The sequence below is a fragment of the Pseudomonas sp. NPDC090592 genome, from assembly GCF_044769185.1.
Classification (GTDB): Bacteria; Pseudomonadota; Gammaproteobacteria; order Pseudomonadales; family Pseudomonadaceae; genus Aquipseudomonas.
The window spans coordinates 1-20885 of the sequence record NZ_JBIVXJ010000020.1 but is presented as its reverse complement, the minus strand read 5'-3'; the positions used below and the strand labels follow the sequence as shown (position 1 = coordinate 20885).

17 protein-coding genes are annotated in these 20885 nt (G+C 63.2%); 12 read left to right on the top strand and 5 right to left on the bottom strand.

What is annotated here, in order from left to right; translation table 11 throughout:
- The first annotated feature begins 90 nt into the window (after positions 1-90).
- From ppsA to ACIQUI_RS18260, 8 genes are all read left to right on the top strand, one after another.
- Positions 91-2466: a phosphoenolpyruvate synthase gene (gene ppsA / locus ACIQUI_RS18295; protein WP_403201192.1), complete on the top strand. Its 2376-nt coding sequence runs from the start codon at positions 91-93 to the stop codon at positions 2464-2466.
- Between the two features lie 102 nt (positions 2467-2568).
- Complete coding sequence (locus tag ACIQUI_RS18290) at positions 2569-3561, top strand: alpha/beta fold hydrolase (protein ID WP_403201189.1); 993 nt, start codon at positions 2569-2571, stop codon at positions 3559-3561.
- Positions 3562-3780: 219 nt separating this feature from the next.
- Positions 3781-4272 (top strand): ribonuclease E activity regulator RraA, encoded by a 492-nt coding sequence (rraA, locus tag ACIQUI_RS18285; protein ID WP_403201186.1) that lies wholly within the window; start codon positions 3781-3783, stop codon positions 4270-4272.
- Positions 4273-4299: 27 nt separating this feature from the next.
- Entirely contained in the window at positions 4300-5295 is a 996-nt protein-coding gene (locus ACIQUI_RS18280; protein ID WP_403201183.1) for a zinc transporter ZntB, read from the top strand.
- A gap of 204 nt (positions 5296-5499) precedes the next feature.
- Positions 5500-5772, top strand: a complete 273-nt coding sequence (locus tag ACIQUI_RS18275; protein ID WP_051098885.1) for a hypothetical protein — start codon at positions 5500-5502, stop codon at positions 5770-5772.
- 2 nt (positions 5773-5774) lie between these two features.
- A complete protein-coding gene (locus ACIQUI_RS18270; protein WP_403201180.1) occupies positions 5775-6599 on the top strand; it encodes a mechanosensitive ion channel domain-containing protein in 825 nt (274 codons plus the stop codon).
- Positions 6600-6712: 113 nt separating this feature from the next.
- On the top strand, positions 6713-7279 hold the full coding sequence (gene sigX / locus ACIQUI_RS18265) for an RNA polymerase sigma factor SigX (protein ID WP_346643868.1): 567 nt from the start codon (positions 6713-6715) through the stop codon (positions 7277-7279).
- 111 nt (positions 7280-7390) lie between these two features.
- Complete coding sequence (locus tag ACIQUI_RS18260; RefSeq protein WP_403201178.1) at positions 7391-8425, top strand: OmpA family protein; 1035 nt, start codon at positions 7391-7393, stop codon at positions 8423-8425.
- 209 nt (positions 8426-8634) lie between these two features.
- Here ACIQUI_RS18260 and ACIQUI_RS18255 read toward each other — a convergent pair whose 3' ends face one another.
- The 4 genes from ACIQUI_RS18255 to ACIQUI_RS18240 form a co-directional block, all read right to left on the bottom strand.
- Positions 8635-10305, bottom strand: a complete 1671-nt coding sequence (locus ACIQUI_RS18255) for a protein kinase (protein ID WP_403201175.1) — start codon at positions 10303-10305, stop codon at positions 8635-8637.
- A 7-nt stretch (positions 10306-10312) separates the two neighbouring features.
- Positions 10313-11524, bottom strand: coding sequence for a nitrate/nitrite transporter (locus ACIQUI_RS18250; RefSeq protein WP_403201173.1), 1212 nt, complete (start codon positions 11522-11524; stop codon positions 10313-10315).
- A gap of 475 nt (positions 11525-11999) precedes the next feature.
- Complete coding sequence (locus tag ACIQUI_RS18245) at positions 12000-12575, bottom strand: ANTAR domain-containing response regulator (RefSeq protein WP_403201170.1); 576 nt, start codon at positions 12573-12575, stop codon at positions 12000-12002.
- Between the two features lie 11 nt (positions 12576-12586).
- The gene (locus ACIQUI_RS18240) at positions 12587-13801 is read right to left on the bottom strand and encodes a CmpA/NrtA family ABC transporter substrate-binding protein (protein WP_403201168.1); all 1215 of its coding nucleotides are present in this window, start codon (positions 13799-13801) and stop codon (positions 12587-12589) included.
- A 145-nt stretch (positions 13802-13946) separates the two neighbouring features.
- On the opposite strand from ACIQUI_RS18240, the gene ACIQUI_RS18235 reads away from it, so the two are divergent.
- Positions 13947-14972 (top strand): quinone-dependent dihydroorotate dehydrogenase, encoded by a 1026-nt coding sequence (locus tag ACIQUI_RS18235; protein WP_403201368.1) that lies wholly within the window; start codon positions 13947-13949, stop codon positions 14970-14972.
- A gap of 96 nt (positions 14973-15068) precedes the next feature.
- Here ACIQUI_RS18235 and rmf read toward each other — a convergent pair whose 3' ends face one another.
- On the bottom strand, positions 15069-15284 hold the full coding sequence (gene rmf / locus ACIQUI_RS18230) for a ribosome modulation factor (RefSeq protein ID WP_003248687.1): 216 nt from the start codon (positions 15282-15284) through the stop codon (positions 15069-15071).
- 561 nt (positions 15285-15845) lie between these two features.
- On the opposite strand from rmf, the gene rlmKL reads away from it, so the two are divergent.
- The 3 genes from rlmKL to ACIQUI_RS18215 form a co-directional block, all read left to right on the top strand.
- A complete protein-coding gene (gene rlmKL, locus ACIQUI_RS18225; protein ID WP_403201166.1) occupies positions 15846-18038 on the top strand; it encodes a bifunctional 23S rRNA (guanine(2069)-N(7))-methyltransferase RlmK/23S rRNA (guanine(2445)-N(2))-methyltransferase RlmL in 2193 nt (730 codons plus the stop codon).
- A gap of 94 nt (positions 18039-18132) precedes the next feature.
- On the top strand, positions 18133-20523 hold the full coding sequence (locus ACIQUI_RS18220) for a diguanylate cyclase (protein WP_403201164.1): 2391 nt from the start codon (positions 18133-18135) through the stop codon (positions 20521-20523).
- 158 nt (positions 20524-20681) lie between these two features.
- Positions 20682-20885: transposase (locus tag ACIQUI_RS18215; protein WP_403201161.1), on the top strand; the 204-nt coding region annotated here is incomplete at its 3' end.

Here is a 20885-nt window from a genome sequence, read left to right as displayed (position 1 = left end):
CAGGTACAGGCCACAAACGCCCGGCCAAGTCACAGAAGACAGGCGGGCGCCTTTTTGAGCTTTTCCAACACAGTTAGTGGAGAGATCACCTTGGTAGAGTACGTAGTTTCCCTCGATAAGCTCGGCGTCCATGATGTGGAGCATGTGGGGGGCAAGAACGCATCCCTGGGCGAGATGATCAGTAACCTCGCAGGTGCCGGGGTGTCCGTGCCGGGCGGCTTTGCCACCACGGCGCAGGCGTACCGTGACTTCCTCGAGCAGAGTGGCCTGAACGACAAGATTCACGCCGCGCTCGACGCGCTGGACGTGGATGACATCAACGCCCTGACCAAGACCGGCGCGCAGATCCGCCAGTGGGTCATGGAAGCCGAATTCCCGGCACGTCTGGATTCGGAAATCCGAACCGCCTTCGCCGCCATGGCCGCCGGCAACGACAACATGGCCGTTGCCGTGCGTTCCTCGGCCACCGCCGAAGACCTGCCGGACGCCTCGTTCGCCGGCCAGCAGGAAACCTTCCTCAACATCCGCGGCGTTGACAACGTGATCCGCGCGGCCAAGGAAGTGTTCGCCTCGCTGTTCAATGACCGCGCCATCGCCTACCGCGTGCACCAGGGCTTCGACCACAAGCTGGTCGCCCTGTCTGCCGGTGTGCAGCGCATGGTCCGCTCCGAAACCGGCACCGCCGGCGTCATGTTCACCCTCGACACCGAGTCGGGCTTCCGCGACGTGGTGTTCATTACCGGCGCCTACGGCCTGGGCGAAACCGTGGTGCAGGGTGCGGTCAACCCTGATGAATTCTACGTGCACAAGAACACCCTGCAGGCCGGCCGCCCGGCCATCCTGCGCCGCAACCTGGGCAGCAAGGCCATCAAGATGGTCTACGGCGACGAAGCCAAGGCCGGCCGTTCGGTCAAGACCGTGGAAGTGGACCGTGCCGAGCGCGCGCGCTTCTGCCTGAGCGATGCCGAGGTCAGCGAGCTGGCCAAGCAGGCCATGATCATCGAGCAGCACTACCAGCGCCCGATGGACATCGAATGGGCCAAAGACGGCGACGACGGCCAGCTGTACATCGTCCAGGCCCGCCCTGAAACGGTGAAAAGCCGCTCCAGCGCCAATGTCATGGAACGCTACCTGCTGAAGGAAAAGGGCACCGTGCTGGTCGAAGGCCGTGCCATCGGCCAGCGCATCGGCGCCGGCAAGGTCCGCGTGATCAACGATGTGTCGGAAATGGACAAGGTCCAGCCAGGTGACGTACTGGTCTCCGACATGACCGACCCGGACTGGGAGCCGGTGATGAAGCGTGCCAGCGCCATCGTCACCAACCGCGGCGGGCGTACCTGCCACGCGGCGATCATCGCCCGTGAGCTGGGGATTCCGGCCGTGGTCGGTTGCGGCAACGCCACCCAGGTGCTCAAGGACGGCCAGGGCGTGACGGTTTCCTGTGCCGAAGGCGACACCGGTTTCATCTTCGAAGGTGAGCTGGGCTTCGACATCAAGCAGAACTCGGTCGATGCCATGCCGGAACTGCCGTTCAAGATCATGATGAACGTCGGCAACCCGGACCGCGCCTTCGACTTCGCCCAGCTGCCCAACGCCGGTGTCGGCCTGGCGCGCCTGGAGTTCATCATCAACCGCATGATCGGCGTGCACCCCAAGGCGCTGCTGAACTACGCAGGCCTGCCACCGGAGCTGAAAGAGAGCGTCGACAAGCGCATCGCCGGCTACAACGACCCGGTCGGCTTCTACGTCGAGAAACTGGTCGAAGGTATCAGCACCCTGGCGGCGGCCTTCTACCCGAAAAAGGTCATCGTGCGCCTGTCGGACTTCAAGTCCAACGAGTACGCCAACCTGATCGGCGGCAAGCTGTACGAGCCGGAAGAAGAAAACCCGATGCTGGGCTTCCGTGGTGCGTCGCGCTACATCAGCGAATCGTTCCGTGACTGCTTCGAGCTCGAATGCCGTGCGCTGAAGCGCGTGCGCAACGAGATGGGCCTGACCAACGTCGAGATCATGGTGCCGTTCGTGCGCACCCTGGGCGAAGCCAGCCAGGTCGTCGACCTGCTGGCCGAAAACGGCCTGGCCCGCGGCGACAACGGCCTGCGCGTGATCATGATGTGCGAGCTGCCGTCCAACGCCATTCTGGCCGAAGAGTTCCTGGAGTACTTCGACGGCTTCTCGATCGGCTCCAACGACCTGACCCAGCTGACCCTGGGCCTGGACCGTGACTCGGGTATCATTGCCCACCTGTTCGACGAGCGTAACCCTGCGGTGAAAAAGCTGCTGGCCAACGCCATTGCCGCGTGCAACAAGGCCGGCAAGTACATCGGCATTTGCGGCCAGGGCCCATCGGACCACCCGGACCTGGCCAAGTGGCTGATGGAGCAAGGTATCGAGAGCGTGTCGCTGAACCCGGACTCGGTACTCGAAACCTGGTTCTTCCTGGCCGAGGGCCAGGGCGCAGCCTGACGCAGTAAAACGCGGGGGTACGTCTGGCGCACCCCCGCCTGGTTTTTTCCAGGGCGTGTTCCAGTGATGGTTCCCGCCCTTTTTTGTGCACCAAGCAACCTTATGCAAAGCAGCAGCATTCTATTCCCCGTGGCCCTGCTCAGTGCCGAGCGCCGCGGTGACCTCAGCGAAGACGTGTACCGGATCAAGGCTGGCAACGGCCCTGACCCCAGCGTCGAGCTGGCCATCACCCGCCTGGGAATGGCCGACCAGGGCCGTGCCCATGGCGTGCCGGTCATTCTCCTGCATGGCAGTTTTTCCAACCGGCGTTTCTGGTATTCGCCCAAAGGGGTCGGCCTGGGTGCCTACCTCGCCCGTGCCGGTTTTGATGTATGGATCCCGGAAATGCGCGGCCACGGCCTGTCGCCGCGCAACCACGCCTGGCAGCACAACAGTGTGGCCGCGTATGCCCGTGATGACTTGCCGCTGATCGCTGCGTTCGTGCGCGAACAGTCGGGCCAGGTGCCGCACTGGATTGGCCATTCGTTGGGCGGCACCACGCTGGCGGCGGCGCTTGGGGGTGGTTATCTGGCTGTCGAGCAGGTGGCCAGCGTGGCGCTGTTCGGCACCCAGATCAGCCGCGTGTACTGGCCGTTGAAGGTACCCCCGCTGGTGTGGGGTGCAAAGCTGGTGCTCAAGCGCTGGGGGCAGATATCCGGGCCGCGCTTCAAGCGTGGCCCCGAGGATGAGCCGATTGGCCTGGCGCTGGAGAGCATGCGCTGGCATGGCTTGTTCGGGCGTTTTGGCGACAAGAAAAGCGACTGGTGGGCGGGGCTGGCGGAGGTGGATGTGCCACTGCTGGCGGTGGCCGGCGCGGGCGACTTCCAGGACCCGGTGTGGGCCTGCCGCAAGCTGTTCGAGCAGTTGGGCGGCGAACGCAAGCAGTTCCTGCGGCTGGGGCGTGAGGAAGGCTTCGATGCTTTCGGGCATGTCGACATGCTGGTGAGCAAGGCTGCGCAGGTGCAGGTGTGGCCGTTGGTGGAGCGCTGGCTGCGTGACCCGTTGCTGCCGGTGCATGAATCTACGGTGGCTGTAGAGCCTTTGCCAGCCAGCTGACTTTGTTTTGGCAGTACCGGCCCTTTCGCGGGCGCGCCCGCTCCCACAGGGATTTCATAGCACTCGAGTCTTGTGATATCCCTGTGGGAGCGGGCATGCCCGCGAAAGGGCCGGAACAGGCTATACACAAATGACTGCCCGGTCCCGGATGACTGCGACAGCCTCCAAGGTGTAGCCTTGGCCGATACCCGCTTTCGTTGTGACTGACAGGAGCTTCCCATGCAGCATTACGTAACGCCCGACCTGTGTGACGCCTACCCGGACCTGGTTCAGGTGCTGGAACCGATGTTCAGCAATTTCGGCGGCCGTGATTCGTTCGGCGGCCAGATCGTCACCATCAAGTGCTTCGAGGACAACTCGCGGGTCAAAGAGCAGGTCGAACTCGATGGCAAGGGCAAGGTGCTGGTGGTCGATGGCGGTGGTTCGCTACGCCGTGCGCTGCTGGGCGACATGCTTGCCGAAAAGGCTGCCAAAAACGGCTGGGAAGGCCTGGTGATCTACGGCTGCGTGCGTGATGTCGACGTACTGATCCAGACCGACGTCGGCGTGCAGGCCCTGGCCAGCCACCCGATGAAGACCGACAAGCGCGGCATCGGTGACCTCAACGTGGTGGTGGCCTTTGCCGGGGTGACCTTCCGCCCGGGTGAGTACGTGTATGCCGACAACAATGGCGTGCTGGTCTCGCCAAGCCCGCTGAAAATGCCGGAGTGATGCGCCGCACGCGCTGATGGAGCTTTGATGTTCGAGGAAGACAACGCGCAGTGGGGGCTGGTGCATGCCCTGGTGCTCGATGGTAAAGGCGGCGCACGCGCGATTGCCCGTACCGAACTGGACGACCTGCAACTGCAACCGCAGCAAAGCCTTTGGCTGCACTGGGACCGAAGCCATCCGCAAACCCGCACCTGGCTGCTGCGTGACAGTGGCCTGAGCGAGTTTGCCTGCGAGTTGCTGCTGGAAGAAAACACCCGGCCCCGCCTGTTGCCCATGGCAGACGAACAGCTGTTGCTGTTCCTGCGTGGGGTCAACCTCAACCCGGGCGCCGAGCCCGAGGACATGGTTTCGGTACGCATTTTCGCCGAGGCGCAACGGGTCATCTCGCTGCGCCTGCGGCCGTTGCGCGCCAGTGACGAGATTCTCCAGCAGTTGGAGCAGGGCAGGGGGCCTAAATCAGCCTCCGAGCTGTTGCTGCTGATGGGTGAACTGCTGACGGAAAAGGTTCAGGGCCTGGTCAGCGACCTGTCTGAACTGGTCGACCTGGAAGAAGAAAAGGTCGAATCCGACGAACGGTATACCCCGGAGCACGGCAGCCTGCAGCAGATCCGCCGTCGTGCCGCCGGCCTGCGCCGTTTCCTCGCCCCGCAGCGGGACATATACGCACAGCTGTCGCGCAGTAAATGGAGCTGGTTCGCCGATGCCGACGCTGATTACTGGAACGAGCTGAACAACAGCCTGATCCGCTACCTCGAAGAGCTGGAACTGACCCGCGAGCGGGCAGCACTGGTGCTGGAAAGCGAAGACCGCCGGCGTAGCGAGCGGATGAACCGTACCATGTACCGCTTTGGCATCATCACCTGCATCTTTCTGCCCATGAGCTTCGTCACCGGGCTGCTGGGCATCAATGTCGGCGGTATTCCAGGGGCGGAAAACCCCTTGGGCTTCCTGTTCGCCTGCATCGTCGTGCTGGGGCTGGCGGTGGGGCAGTGGTGGTTGTTCCGCCGGTTGCGGTGGGTATAGGGATGTATTGCCTGCACGGGCCTCTTCGCGGGCTTGCCCGCTCCCACAGGTACGCTACAGCTTTCAGGGTGTGTGCAATTACTGTGGGAGCGGGCAAGCCCGCGAAGAATCCAGCGCGCATTCATTTTGAAACACTCGTCCCAACAGGATGTGTGACCCATCGCCCGGCCATCTCGTCTCTTGCTGACACTGCGCGAGGTGCCCATGCACGATCCGTTTGAAGAATCCCTGCGCGACCTGCTCAAGGCATCACCCTCCGGCAATGACCGGGACGACCGGGATGATGCTGCCTGCCTGGGTCGCGTGCTGAAAACCGCCAACCGTCAGGTGGGTGCGGGTGATCTGTTCAGCCTGCTTGGCCGCTGGAGCCAGGCGCTGCTGATCGCCGTCAACAATGGCTCGGCGCATGTCGCGCCGGTGCGTCGACACTCTTCCCGCAACGCTGCCAGTGGCAGCAAAGCAGATAAGGCCGATTGATTATGGAACTCGATCTCTGGACCCAGAGCCTGGTCACCGCGATGACCGCGCTCTGGACCAAGGTAGCGAACTTCATCCCCAACCTGTTCGGCGCGCTGGTCGTGGTGCTGCTCGGTTTCGTGGTGGCCAAGCTGCTCGATACGCTGCTGTCCAAGGTGCTGGCCAAGTTTGGCCTGGACCGCCTGATGGCCGGAACAGGTCTGACCAAGATGCTTGGCCGGGTCGGTATCCAGGTGCCGATCTCGACCTTGATCGGCAAGATTGTCTACTGGTTCGTGCTCCTCATCTTCCTTGTCTCGGCCGCTGAGTCGCTGGGCCTGGAGCGGGTGTCGGCAACCCTCGACATGCTCGCCCTCTACCTGCCGAAGGTGTTTGGCGCGGCCCTGGTGCTGCTGGCCGGTGTGCTGCTGGCACAGGTGGCCAACGGCCTTGTGCGTGGCGCCGCCGAAGGCATCGGGCTGGAGTATTCGGCAGGCCTGGGGCGGATTACCCAAGGGCTGGTGATCATCATCAGCATTTCGGTGGCCATCAGCCAGCTCGAGGTGAAAACCGACCTGCTGAACCACGTGATCGTCATCGGGCTGATTACCGTTGGTCTGGCTGTTGCCCTGGCCATGGGCCTTGGCAGCCGTGAAATTGCCGGGCAGATCCTGGCCGGCATTTACGTGCGCGAGCTTTACCAGGTGGGCCAGCAGGTGCGGATTGGAGAGGTCGAAGGCCAAATCGAAGAAATCGGTACGGTCAAGACAACGCTGCTGACCGATGATGGCGAACTGGTGTCGCTGTCCAATCGCGAACTGCTTGAGCAGCGCGTCAATAGCCGCTAACCGCACAAAAGCTGTTAATGTATGCCGCCGCGAAATTCGACCCACGGGGTCGCGCGGCGACATTGACCTGACTGTCGGCCAGATCCGTTTTGAATAAAGTTCATTCGCCGCCCATGCGTTATGACCCCCGCGAGCTCACCGACGAAGAGTTGGTGGCGCGTTCGCATGAAGAGCTGTACCACGTTACCCGCGCCTATGAGGAGCTCATGCGGCGCTACCAGCGGACCCTGTTCAACGTCTGTGCGCGTTATCTGGGGAACGACCGGGACGCGGACGATGTCTGTCAGGAAGTGATGCTGAAAGTGCTGTACGGCCTGAAGAACTTCGAGGGCAAATCCAAGTTCAAGACCTGGCTCTACAGCATCACCTACAACGAGTGCATTACCCAGTACCGCAAGGAGCGCCGTAAACGCCGGTTGATGGATGCCTTGAGTCTGGACCCTGTTGAAGAGGCGTCCGAAGACAAGACACCGAAGCCGGAAGAAAAAGGCGGGCTGGACAAATGGCTGGTGCATGTGAACCCGATAGACCGGGAAATCCTGGTGCTGCGTTTTGTCGCAGAGCTGGAGTTCCAGGAAATTGCCGACATCATGCACATGGGCCTGAGCGCAACGAAAATGCGCTACAAGCGTGCGCTAGACAAGCTTCGTGAGAAATTTGCCGGCCTTGATGAAACTTAGTGGCGAGCAAATATCTCTAACGAATCGGCGAGTTCTGCTAGACTTGCCGTCGAGTTGTCCCCCGTGTTTGTGGTGGGACTGCTTAACTATCACCAGATGGGGATTTAACGGATGAAATTGAAAAACACCTTGGGCTTGGCCATTGGTTCGCTCGTAGCCGCCACTTCGATTGGCGCTATGGCACAAGGTCAAGGCGCCGTCGAGACCGAAGTTTTCTACAAGAAAGAATTCTTCGACAGCCAGCGCGACTTCAAGAACGACGGCAACCTGTTCGGCGGTTCGATCGGTTACTTCCTGACCGACGACGTTGAACTGCGTCTGGGCTACGACGAAGTGCACAACGCTCGTGGCGACGACGGCAAGAACATCAAGGGCTCTAACACCGCCCTGGACGCCGTTTACCACTTCAACAACCCGTACGACGCTATCCGTCCGTACGTTTCCGCTGGTTTCTCGCACCAGTCGCTGGGCCAGACCGGCCGTGGCGGTCGTGACCACTCCACCTTCGCCAACATTGGCGCTGGCGCCAAGTGGTACATCACCGACATGTTCTACGCCCGTGCCGGCGTTGAAGCTCAGTACAACATCGACCAGGGCGACACCGAGTGGGCCCCAAGCGTTGGTGTTGGCCTGAACTTCGGCGGTAGCCCGAAGCAAGCCGAAGCCGCTCCAGCTCCAGTTGCTGAAGTCTGCTCCGACTCCGACAACGACGGCGTATGCGACAACGTCGACAAGTGCCCAGACACCCCGGCCAACGTTACCGTTGACGCCGACGGCTGCCCGGCTGTTGCCGAAGTCGTTCGCGTTGAGCTGGACGTCAAGTTCGACTTCGACAAGTCGGTCGTCAAGCCAAACAGCTACGGCGACATCAAGAACCTGGCTGACTTCATGAAGCAGTACCCACAAACCACCACCGTGGTTGAAGGTCACACTGACTCCGTGGGTCCAGACGCATACAACCAGAAGCTGTCCGAGCGTCGTGCCAATGCCGTCAAGCAAGTGCTGACCAACCAGTACGGCGTAGAATCCAGCCGTGTTGAATCGGTTGGCTACGGCGAAACCCGTCCGGTTGCCGACAACGCCACCGAAGAAGGCCGTGCTGTCAACCGTCGCGTTGAAGCTCAGGTTGAAGCTCAGTCCAAGTAATTGGCCTGATGTTTCATGAAAAACCCGGCCTCGGCCGGGTTTTTCTTTGCCTGAATTTTGTGTTGCCTGCGCCGGCCCTTTCGCGGGTAAACCCGCTCCCACAGAGATTGCACAGGTGCTGAATCTGGTGAAGTACCTGTGGGAGCGGGTTTACCCGCGAAAGGGCCGGCGCAGGCATTCATCAGGTGTTTCTCATTGGCAAGGTGTGCTCAGCCCTTGAACAGGCTGAGCAAGAGCATCAGGTTGATCAGCAACGACAGCAGGGCCAGGGTACGCCACACCTTCAGCGGCTCGCGCTCCAGCAAGGGGCGGGGCCGGCTGGGCAGTTCCTGGCGGTCGCCGCGTTCAAGCAGCAGTAGCCAGTGCTCCGCGGTTTCGAAGCGTTGCGCCGGGTCGACGGCCACCGCTTGCTGCAGGTTGTGCTGCAGCCACTCCGGCAGGTCGGGGCGGTAGCGGGCGGCGTTGACCGGCTGGCCGAAGCGCGGGCGTTGGAAGGCTTCCACCTCGCCATACGGGTAGTGCCCGGTCAGCAAGTGGTACAGCGTCACGCCCACGGCGTACAGGTCCTGGCGCGGGCTGGGCGGCTGGCCATCGAACGCTTCCGGGGCGATGTACGAGGGCGTGCCGGGCACCTCGTGCAGCGGGTCTTCGCAAAGGCCGGGGCAGTAAGCCAGGCCGAAATCCAGCAGGCGCAGTTGGCCATCGCTGCCAAGGTGCAGGTTTTCTGGCTTGATATCGCGGTGCAGCAGGTTGCGCCGGTGCAGCACGCCGACCGCCTGCAGCAGCTGCCGTGCCATTTCCAGCCATTGCGGCAGGGGTAACGGGCCCTGTTCGGCCAGCAGCGCCGCAAGGTTCTGGCCGGTGTATTCGCGCATCACGTAGTACAAGTGTTGCCGCTGGCTGGCCGCATGCAGCTCGGGGAAGTGCCGGCCTGCAACCCGGCGCAGGAACCACTCTTCGAGCAACAGCGCTTGCGCAGCCCCGGGTGCTTGCCCGCGTTCGGCAGGCAAGGTCTTGAGCAGCCAGGGTTGGCCCTGGCTGTCGCGCACCCGGTACAGCAGTGACTGGCGACTTTGTGAAAGCAGGCTTTCGGCTCGCCAGCCATCAATCAGTTGCCCTTCGCGCAGCGCCCCGGGCACCGGCCACTGCTGCAATTGCGCCAGGGTATCGCCCAGGTTGGTGGTGCCCAGCTGTTCGACTTGCACCAGTAAGGCACTGGCGTTGTCCTGGCTACCATTGAGGTGCGCGCTGGCAACCAGGGTGTCGACGGCCTGTTGCAAGTCGGTATGCTCGCGCAGCACTGCCTGGATGTGCTGGTCGCCCAGGCTGGCCCAGACACCGTCGCTGAGCAGCAGGTAGCACTCGCCCGGCTTCAGTTCGCCTTCCAGGTAATCCACCAGCAGGTGCTGGTCCAGGCCCAACGCGCGTTTCAGCACATGCTGCATGCCCGGTTGATCCCATACATGGTCTTCACTCAGGCACTGCAGCTGGCCGGTGTGCCAGCGGTACACACGGCAGTCACCGACATGGGCCAAGGTGAAGCGCCTGCCCCGCAGCACCAGTGCGCTGAGGGTGGTCAGCAACGGCTGGCCGCTGCCCTGGGCGCGCAGCCAGCGGTTCTGTGCCAACAGCAGGCGGTCGAGGGCCTGGGCCACGCTCCAGGTGGCGGGGGTAGCGTAGTAGTCCAGGGCCAGTGCCTGCAAGCTTGCCCGTGCGGCCAGGCCACCATCGGCGCATTGGCTGACGCCGTCGGCAAGAGCGAACAGGTAGCCCTTGCTGGCGGCGAGCTCCGGTGCCGGGGTAACCAGGCGCAGGGCATCCTGGTTTTCCTCGCGTGGCCCGGTGGCGCTGGCCTGGGCAAAGCTCAGTTGCAGGCTCATGGGTGCCTCAGACCCGTGCAGCGGTAACCGCTGCCGAGCCCCAGGTAGTGCGCCAGCGCTGCTTCACACCATGCAGGCCGAACCAGGCCAGCAGGCCCAGGCTGGCGAACAACCACAGCCCCAGCTGGTAGTCACCGGTGTGCTGCTTGATGGTGCCAAGCCCGGCCGCCAGCAGGAAGCCACCGATGCCGCCGGCCATGCCGATAAGGCCGGTCATCACGCCGATCTCCCGGCGGAAGCGTTGTGGTACCAGTTGGAATACCGCGCCATTGCCGGCGCCCAGCCCCAGCATGGCACTGACGAACAGCGCCAGAGCAGCAGCGGCAGATGGCAGGTTGAAGCCCACCGCAGCGATGCAGATGGCGGCGACGCTGTACATGCCCAGCAGGGTGCGGATGCCGCCGAAGCGGTCGGCCAGGGCGCCACCGATCGGGCGCATCAGGCTGCCGGCGAACACGCAGGCGGCTGTGTAGTAGCCGGCGGTGACCGGGTTCAGGCCGTATTGGTCGCTGAAGTAGCCGGGCAGGGCGCTGGCCAGGCCGATGAAGCCGCCGAAGGTGACGCTGTAGAAGAACATGAACCACCAGCTGTCGCGGTCACCGAGGGCCTTGAGGTAGTCGGCCATGGCTTTCGCTTTCGGGCGCTGCGGGGCATTGCGCGCCAGCAGGGCGAATACCACCAGTGCAAGTGACAGCGGAATCAGCGCAAAGCCGAACACGTTGTTCCAGCCAAAGCCCGCGGCCAGTGCCGGGGCCAGCAGGGCGGCGAACACGGTGCCGGAATTGCCGGCACCGGCGATGCCCATGGCCTTGCCCTGGTGCTGCGGCGGGTACCACTGCGAAGCCAGCGGCAGCGATACCGCAAACGAAGCACCGGCAAAGCCGAGGAACACACCCAGCAGCAGCGCCTGTTCATAGCTGTGCACGCCCAGGTGCCAGGCCGCGGCCAGGGCGACAATCACGATGACCTGGCCAATCAGGCCAGCGGCCTTGGGTGACAGGCGGTCGACCAGCACGCCCATGGCAAAGCGCAGGATCGCCCCGGCCAGGATCGGCATGGCCACCATCAGGCCCCGTTGTTGTGCACTCAGTTGCAGGTCGGCGGCAATCTGCACCGCCAGCGGGCCCAGCAGGTACCAGACCATGAAGCTGAGGTCGAAGTACAGGAACGCAGCGAACAGCGTGGGCACATGCCCGGACTTCCAGAAGCTGGTACTCATCGAACACCTCACTCGGCAAAGCAACGGAACGAAAAAGACGCCGCTACCCGCTCCACGGTCATGGAGGGGAGAGCGACGTCTTTGTCGGGATTTAAGTGGGGCAACCGCCGTTGGCTACCGGTGATGTATGTTCAGCAAGAGATGGGCCAACTGTTGGCTGGGTTTGTCTTAAGTTCTTCAGCGCCTGTCAGATCGAGCGCCGCCCGCGCGGCGCTTCGCGGGGCAAGCCCGCTCCCACATTTGTTGCAACGTGGCCATGCCTGTGGGAGAGGCGTTGCTCGCCTTGGTGCATGACTGAAGATATATGAGGCGCCAGTAGCGCTACCCTCTAAACCCAGTCAGCCGAACAAGGCAGGCGACCATGGCCTGTCAGGTTCGGCACGTTGCAACAAATGTGGGAGCGGGCTTGCCCCGCGAAGCGCCGCGCGGGCGGCGCTCGTTTTCACAGGCACGGAAAGTGTCAAGCCGTCCGCCATCAGCCGAGCATCTCGTGCATGGCAATGATCTGCTCGGCCACCTGGATCAGTTTCTGCTGCCGGCTCATGGCCTGGCGGCGCATCAGGGTGTAGGCCTGTTCCTCGTTGCAGTCCTTCATCTTCATCAGCAAGCCCTTGGCCTGTTCAATACGCTTGCGCTCCGCCAACTGCTGGTCGCGCGCAAGTAGTTGCGCCTTCAGTGCCTGGTCACTTTCGAAGCGGGCCATGGCCACATCCAGAATCGGCTGCAGCCGGGCGGCATGGATGCCTTCGACGATATAGGCACTTACACCCGCCTGGATCGCCTGGCGCATCACCCCGGGGTCGTGTTCGTCGGTGAACAGCACGATCGGCCGCGGCTGGTCACGGCTGACCAGTACTACCTGCTCCATCACATCGCGGTCTGGTGAGTCGGTGTCGATCAGCACCACGTCCGGGTGCACCGTTTCGACGCAGGCCGGTAGGTCGATGGTCAGGCCTGGGGCTTCGGTGACCTCGAAGCCGGCTTCGATCAAGGCAGCCTTCAGGCGGCCGAGTTTGTTCTGGGTGTCGTCGATCAGCAGGATGCGCAACATGACCGTCCCCCTCACGCGCCGACACGGGCATCGGGCAGGTCGCCCAGTGCATGCAGGCTGAAACTGCGGGCATAGCTGTAGGGGTCGCTGCCGTCCCAGCGGGTGCCGTCGATCAGCAGGCTGCTGCGCATCGGCAGTGCAGGGCACGCAACGCCAAGGCTCTGCGCCGCTTCGCTGTACAACGCCAGCTGTTGTACCTGGCGGGCAACGCCAAGGTAGTCCGGGTCTTCGCGCAACAGGCCCCAGCGGCGGAACTGGGTCATGAACCACATGGCGTCGGACAGGTAGGGCAGGTTGGCCCGGCCGTGGTCGAACAGGCGCAAGGCATGCGGGTCTTGCCAGTGGTTGCTCAGTCCATCCTGGTAGTTGCCGACCAGGCGTGGCTCGATGCTCTGCAGCGGCGTATCCAGGTAGGCGCTGCCGCTGAGCAGCTGCGCGGTGCTGCGGCGGTTTTCCGGGTTCTGCTCGATGAACCGGCTGGCGGCGAGGATTGCCTTGATCAGGGCGCGGGCGCTGTTGGGGTATTGCTCGGCGAAGGCTCGGGCACAGGCCAGGACCTTTTCCGGGTGGTCCGGCCAGATCGACTGGCTGGTGGCCAGGGTGAAGCCTTGGCCATTGGCCACGGCATCGGCAGCCCACGGCTCACCTACGCAAAAGCCGTCGATACGGCCGGCCTGGACATGCGCGGCCATCTGGGCCGGCGGTACCACCACGCTGTCCACGTCGCGCAGCGGGTGGATGCCCTGGCTGGCAAGCCAGTAATACAGCCACATCGCGTGGGTGCCGGTTGGAAAGGTCTGGGCGAAGGTCAGGCGTGCGCCGCGCTGGTGCACCATCCGCGCCAACGCTTCAGGGTTGGTCACGCCTTTGCGCTGCAAGGCTGGGGAAAGGTTGATGGCCTGGGCGTTCTGGTTCAGCCCCATGAGCACCGCCATGTCGCTGGCCGGTACGCCACCGATGCCCAGGTGCACGGCGTACACCAGGCCATACAGGCAGTGCGCGGCATCCAGCTCGCCGCTGACCAGCTTGTCGCGCAGCCCGGCCCACGAGCCTTGGCGCTTGAGGTTGAGGCTAAGGCCGTGTTGCTGGGCGAAGCCCTGGGTGGCGGCGACCACCACCGAAGCGCAGTCGGTCAGGGCCATGTAGCCGATGTTCAGGCTTGGCTTTTCTGGCGCGTCGCTGCCATTGACCCAGGCCAGGGGCGTTGCTCGGTGTACGGTATTCACAAGGTTCCTCGCCGGTACTGATAAGGCTGTGAGCCAAACCGGTGCAACCGATGTGCCAGGGCAGCAGTGGTCCCATGATTTGCTGTCCTGCCAGCGCCACGGTGGCTATAATCGCCCCCTCACTCACCCCGAGCCTTGCCCGCCCATGTATACCCTGGCCCGCCAGCTGCTGTTCAAGCTTTCTCCGGAAACCTCCCATGACCTGTCCCTGGACCTGATCGGTGCCGGTGGCCGCCTTGGCCTAAACGGCATGCTGTGCAAGCAGCCGGCGGCATTGCCGGTTTCGGTCATGGGCTTGAACTTCGCCAACCCGGTAGGCCTGGCCGCTGGCCTGGACAAGAACGGCGCGGCCATCGACGGCTTCGCCCAGCTGGGTTTCGGTTTCGTCGAGATCGGCACCGTCACCCCGCGCCCACAGCCGGGTAACCCCAAGCCACGGCTGTTCCGCCTGCCGGAGGCCACGGCCATCATCAACCGCATGGGCTTCAACAACCTGGGCGTCGATCACCTGCTCGGCCGTGTGCGTGCTGCGCGCTACAACGGCGTGCTGGGCATCAACATCGGCAAGAACTTCGACACCCCGGTCGAGCGCGCCGTCGATGATTACCTGATCTGCCTGGACAAGGTCTACACCGCCGCCAGCTACATCACCGTCAACGTCAGCTCGCCGAATACCCCCGGCCTGCGCAGCCTGCAGTTTGGCGACTCGCTCAAGCAGTTGCTCGACGCCCTGGCCGTGCGCCGTGAGCAGTTGGCAAGCACCCATGGCAAGCGCGTACCGCTGGCGATCAAGATCGCCCCGGACATGAGCGATGAAGAAACCGCCCTGGTAGCCGCTGCGTTGATGGAGTCGGGCATGGATGCGGTCATCGCTACCAACACCACACTGGGCCGTGAAGGTGTCGAAGGGCTGCCGTATGGCGGTGAGGCGGGCGGGCTGTCGGGTGCGCCGGTGCTGGAGAAGAGCACCCACATCGTCAAGGTGCTGGCGAGTGAGCTGGGTGGCAAGTTGCCGATCATTGCCGCCGGTGGCATTACCGAAGGCCGCCATGCTGCCGAAAAGATCGCTGCCGGGGCGAGCCTGGTACAGATCTATTCGGGCTTCATCTACAAGGGGCCGGCGTTGATCCGCGAAGCGGTAGACGCTATCGCCGCAATGCCACGGGTATAATCGGCAGGCAAAAAAAGGGCCCCATCAAGGGGCCCCTGGGCCTTCGCCCGCCGCCCGGATGGGGCGTGCATGGTAAATCGAATTCAGTGTCCTCGATCAGCCAACGGCGTGATTTTCGTTGAGTCTATGGATGCCAGCGGTGCCAGTCATTCCGTCCCAGTTATCACCGCGACCTTCGCGCCAGCCGTTGATCCAGGCTTGGCGAACAGAAGGGAGATTGAACGGGCAAAGTTCGCGGGATTTGCCGGTGACCCCGTATTGGTAGCCACGTGAATATGCTCTTTCCAACGGATCACGCTTAAGTCTTCTCATAGGGTGTTGCCCTCACTTGTTGACTGTAATGTCCCGTCGGCCTCTCCGAGGCCGGGCAGAGTCTTTCTGCCGGTTTGCGCCCGCTGCCGGCGTAGCGGGCTGAAAGTGCCGCCTCGTTGCGAAGCGGCCTGAGACCAGTTCTAACGAATGCAAGTCACGCTGTGAATGATCGATTTGTCATAAGCACGTAACCTTTCCTAGGGTGAGGGGATAAGTAAATAAATGCGACTCAACCTTGTTTGAAGTTTGGCCCGCTATGACCGGGGTTTGCTGATCATTGACGTCATTTCGCCAGCGTTGCTCGCGGATGACAGAAATAAGTTGAAATGCGACGAAGGGTCACACCGCCCCGGGCATCGCCAGAATTTTTCGTACTGCCTGATGATCTAAGCTGTCTTTGCCACCTGGCCAGGCATGGATCGGTCAGGCGGCCTGGCTTTTCGCGGCACGCTCATGTGCTTCGAATGGCCACCTGCATGCCTGCTGGAAAGGCATGCGGGCAAACATCGCGGGGTGATGCGTCGCCTCGTCAGTCAAATAGCCAAAGGCTCTGGAATACTCATGTCGGACCGTTTCGAACTCTACCTCACCTGCCCCAAAGGCCTTGAAGGCCTGCTTGCCGAAGAGGCCAAGGGCCTTGGCCTTGAGGAAGTGCGTGAGCACACCTCGGCCCTTCGCGGCGTCGCCGACATGGAAACCGCCTACCGCCTGTGCGTATGGTCGCGCTTGGCCAACCGGGTGCTGCTGGTGCTCAAGCGTTTCTCCATGAAGAACGCTGACGACCTCTACGACGGTGTGAACGCAGTCGATTGGGCCGACCACCTGGCCGCCGATGGCACCCTGGCGGTGGAGTTCAGTGGCCATGGCTCGGGTATCGACAACACCCACTTCGGTGCGCTGAAGGTCAAGGATGCGATCGTCGACAAGCTGCGCAACCGCGAAGGCCTGCGCCCGTCGGTGGAAAAAATCGACCCTGACGTGCGTGTGCACCTGCGCCTGGACCGTGGCGAGGCCATTCTTTCGCTCGATCTTTCCGGGCATAGCCTGCACCAGCGTGGCTACCGCCTGCAGCAAGGTGCTGCGCCCCTGAAGGAAAACCTGGCAGCAGCGGTGCTGATCCGCTCGGGCTGGCCGCGCATTGCTGCCGAAGGCGGGGCACTGGCCGACCCGATGTGCGGTGTTGGTACCTTCCTGGTCGAGGCCGCAATGATCGCTGCCGATATTGCGCCCAACCTCAAGCGTGAGCGTTGGGGGTTCACTGCCTGGCTCGGCCATGTGCCGGCGCTGTGGCGCAAGGTGCACGACGAGGCGCAGGCGCGGGCACAGGCCGGCCTGGCCAAGCCACCGCTGTGGATCCGCGGCTACGAGGCCGACCCACGGCTGATCCAGCCGGGCCGCAACAACGTCGAGCGTGCCGGCCTGAGCGAGTGGGTGAAGATCTACCAGGGTGAAGTCAGCACCTTCGAGCCTCGCCCGGACCAGAACCAGAAAGGCCTGGTCATCAGTAACCCGCCCTACGGCGAGCGCCTGGGTGACGAAGCCAGCCTGTTGTACCTCTACCAGAACCTCGGCGAGCGCCTGCGTCAGGCCTGCATGGGCTGGGAGGCAGCGGTGTTCACCGGCGCGCCGCAGCTGGGCAAGCGCATGGGCATCCGTAGCCACAAGCAGTACGCGTTCTGGAACGGCGCCTTGCCGTGCAAGCTGCTGTTGTTCAAGGTGCAGCCTGACCAGTTCGTCACTGGCGAGCGCCGCGAAGCGCAAGCCGACAACGCCGAAGTCCGCGAGCAGGCGCCTGTAGCCATTGAACAGGCGCGCCTGTCGGAAGGGGCGCAGATGTTTGCCAACCGCCTGCAGAAAAACCTCAAGCAACTGGGCAAGTGGGCCCGCCGCGAGCACGTTGATTGCTATCGTCTGTACGACGCTGACATGCCCGAGTATGCGTTGGCGGTTGACCTGTACCACGATTGGGTGCACGTGCAGGAGTACGCCGCGCCACGTTCGATCGACCCGGACAAGGCCCAATCGCGCCTGCTCGATGCGCTGGCAGCCATCCCTCAGGCACTGGGCATTTCGCCGCAGCGCGTGGTGCTCAAGCGCCGCGAGCGCCAGAGCGGCACGCGCCAGTACGAGCGCCAGGCTACCGAGGGCCGTTTCCAGGAGGTGAACGAAGGTGGCGTCAAGCTGCTGGTCAACCTTACCGACTACCTCGATACCGGGCTGTTCCTCGACCATCGCCCGATGCGCATGCGTATCCAGCGCGAGGCTGCCGGCAAACGCTTCCTCAACCTGTTCTGCTACACCGCCACGGCCTCGGTGCATGCGGCCAAGGGTGGTGCGCGCAGCACTACCAGTGTCGACCTGTCGAAAACCTACCTGGACTGGGCGCGGCGTAACCTGGCACTCAATGGCTTCTCCGAGCGCAATCGCCTGGAGCAGGGCGATGTGATGGCCTGGCTGGAAGGCAACCGCGACAGCTATGACCTGATCTTCATCGACCCGCCAACCTTCTCCAACTCCAAGCGCATGGAAGGCGTGTTCGACGTGCAGCGTGACCACGTACAGTTGCTGGACCTGGCCATGGCCCGCCTGGCGCCAGGTGGTGTGCTGTACTTCTCCAACAACTTCCGCAAGTTCCAGCTGGATGAGCACCTGGCAGCGCGTTATGCGGTGGAGGAAATCACTGCCCAGACGTTGGACCCGGACTTTGCCCGTAACAATCGCATCCACCGGGCCTGGCGCCTGCAGCTGCGTTGAGCCGACGAGGTACGTTGCGCGGCTGATGGCCAATAGCTATAAATGAGGACAGGGCAAGATAATCCGCAGGACGCTGACGTGACGAGATGGGTGTATGTCAAAGTGTGGCGTGCGTGCGCGGTTACTTGGCCTGTGCACAGAGGCGGTGTCCGCCTGGGCGGTGGCGCTGGTGGCTTTGGTGGCGGGCGGCTTGTTGACGGCCGCCCTGGCCCTTGCCGCGCAGACGTTGTACAAGCAGCAATTGCGCCAGCGTTTCGAGTTACTGGCCGGCGAACGTTTCAGCCGTATTGCCGAGCGCTTTGATGAACAGCAGCAGCGCCTGGACGGGCTGCGGCGGTTCTTCAGCTTTTCCAACGAAGTGACCCCGAACGAGTTTGACGGTTACGCCCGGCCCTTGCTGCAACGCACCCTGGCCTACGCTTGGGCGCCGCGTGTCGAAGCCGCGCAACGCGCCGAATTCGAGCGGCATGCCCGTGAGCATTCCGGCGCGGGCTATGTGATCCGTGACCAGGATGCACAAGGCCAGTGGCGCTCGGCGCCGCTGCGCGACCATTACTTCCCTGTGTTGTATACCCAATCCGGTGAAATGCCGGGGCTGCCCTATGGGCTGGACCTCGCCGGCCATGGTGAGCCCCAGGCCGCCCTGGCACGGGCACTCGGGCCTGGCAGCATGGCGGTGTCCGAACCCTTGCCGCTGTACGACATTCCTTCGTATGCGCGTGGTCTGCTGCTGGTGGCGCCCGTGTTTGCCGATGCCAACCCGCATGGCGCAGCGGCGGGCTATGTCGTGGCCTTGTTGAGCATGCGCGAAATGGTCAGCGACGGGCGACCCGTGGCGGCGGATGACAACCTGGTGGTGCGGATTGTCGACCCATCCGGGTCGCAAGGGCCGCAAGTGCTGTTCGACTCGCAAAACCAGGTCGCCCCCTTGTCGCTGGCCAGCAACCAACTGTTGCACCTGGCTGACCACCACTTCCAGTTGAGCATCCTGCCGAGCCTGGCCTTCGTGCAGGCCAACCGCTCTTCGGCAGTACTGGCAGTCGGCCTGTTGGGCGGCTTGCTCAGCCTGCTGCTCAGTGCCTTGCTCTACAACGTGTTCAGCCAGCGCCAGCGCGCGCTGGCCCTGGTCGAGCAGCGTACCGCCGAGTTGCGGGTCAGCGAGCAGTCGCTGCGCGGCACCCACAACCAGCTGCGCAGCGTACTGGATGCCGCGACCCAGGTTGCCATCATCGCCACCAACCTCAAGGGCGTGGTCAGCACCTTCAATGCCGGCGCCGAGCGCATGCTCGGTTACCCGGCCAGCGAGGCCATCGACCGGCTGCGCCTGGAAGACCTGGTGCTGCCCGAGGAACTGAGCCTGCGCGCCCACGCACTGAGCCTGCGTTACGGTCGCCCGATTGCCGGTGGCCAGGCCATGTTCGCCGAAACCGTGCAGGAGCATGGCGCGGAGCCGGGGGAGTGGACCTTGTTGCGTGCCGATGGTAGCCAGTTGGTCGCCAACATGCTGGTCACTGCCATGCTCGACGAACAGGGCTTGTGGGTCGGTTACCTGGCGATTTGCATCGATGTCACCGAGCGGCGGCGGGTGCACGAGGCGCTGGCTGCGCGCGACCGGCTGCTGGAAAAGCTCAGTGCCGAGGTGCCCGGTGGTATCTACCAGTACCGCCTGGATGGCAATGGCCATTCGTGCTTCCCGTATGCCAGCAAAGGCCTGTACGACATCTACGAAGTCGACCTGCTGCAGCTGCGCGAAGATGCCACGCTGGTGTTCGAGCGTATCCACCCCGATGACCTGGACCGCGTACGCCGGTCGGTGCGTTACTCGGCCGAGCACCTGGCACCCTGGCGTGAGGAATACCGGGTGTGCCTGCCACGTGCTGGCCTGCGCTGGGTGCGGGGCGAAGCGACGCCGGAGGTGGGGGAGCAGGGCTGTACCTTGTGGCATGGCTACCTGACAGATATCTCCGACCTCAAGGGCGTGGAGGAGGAGTTGCGGGCGCTGTCGGTGACCGACGCGCTGACCGGTATCCATAACCGTCGCTATTTCCAGGATCGGCTCAAGGCCGAACTGGAGCGGGCCCAGCGCGACGGCATGGCGTTGGCCGTGATCATGCTCGATATTGATCACTTCAAAAGTATCAATGACCGCTTTGGCCATGCCGTGGGCGACCGGGTACTGCGCAGCCTGTGCCAGCGTATTGGTCAGCGCTTGCGGCGTACCGATGTGTTCTGCAGGCTGGGCGGGGAGGAGTTCATGGTGCTGTGCCCGGGCAGCGATGCCGAGCAGGCACGGTTGCTGGCGCTGGAACTGTGGCAAGGGGTGCGCAATGTGCCGGTGGACGGCGTGGGCAGGGTGACTGCGAGCTTTGGTGTGGCGGGGTGGCGGCCAGGTGAGGGGGCCGATGCCCTGCTGTTAAGAGCGGATGCGGGGGTGTATGCAGCCAAACAGGCCGGGCGCGACCGGGTGGAAGGGGAGTCGGCCTGACAGTAGCCAATTGTCGGTGCCGGCCCTTTCGCGGCTAAAGCCGCTCCCACAGGATCATCACAATACTTCAGGCATGTGCAGTACCTGTGGGAGCAACGGTCTTGTTCAAGCTCTGAAAGCTTGCGCAATCCCTGTGGGAGCGGGCATGAACTGGCCTAATGATTTTGGACACCTTCATCGGGCGCTATGATGGCGCCCAATTGGAGGCAAAATCAGTGCGTAAATCTTACTCAAGAGAATACAAAGTCCAAGCCGCTGAAATGGTGTTGGACGGCGGCCAGTCAGTTCCTGAAGTCTGTGCGGCCCTCGGGCTGGGGCCTACGGCCCTTCGTCGTTGGGTTGAGCAGGTGCGTGAAGAGAGA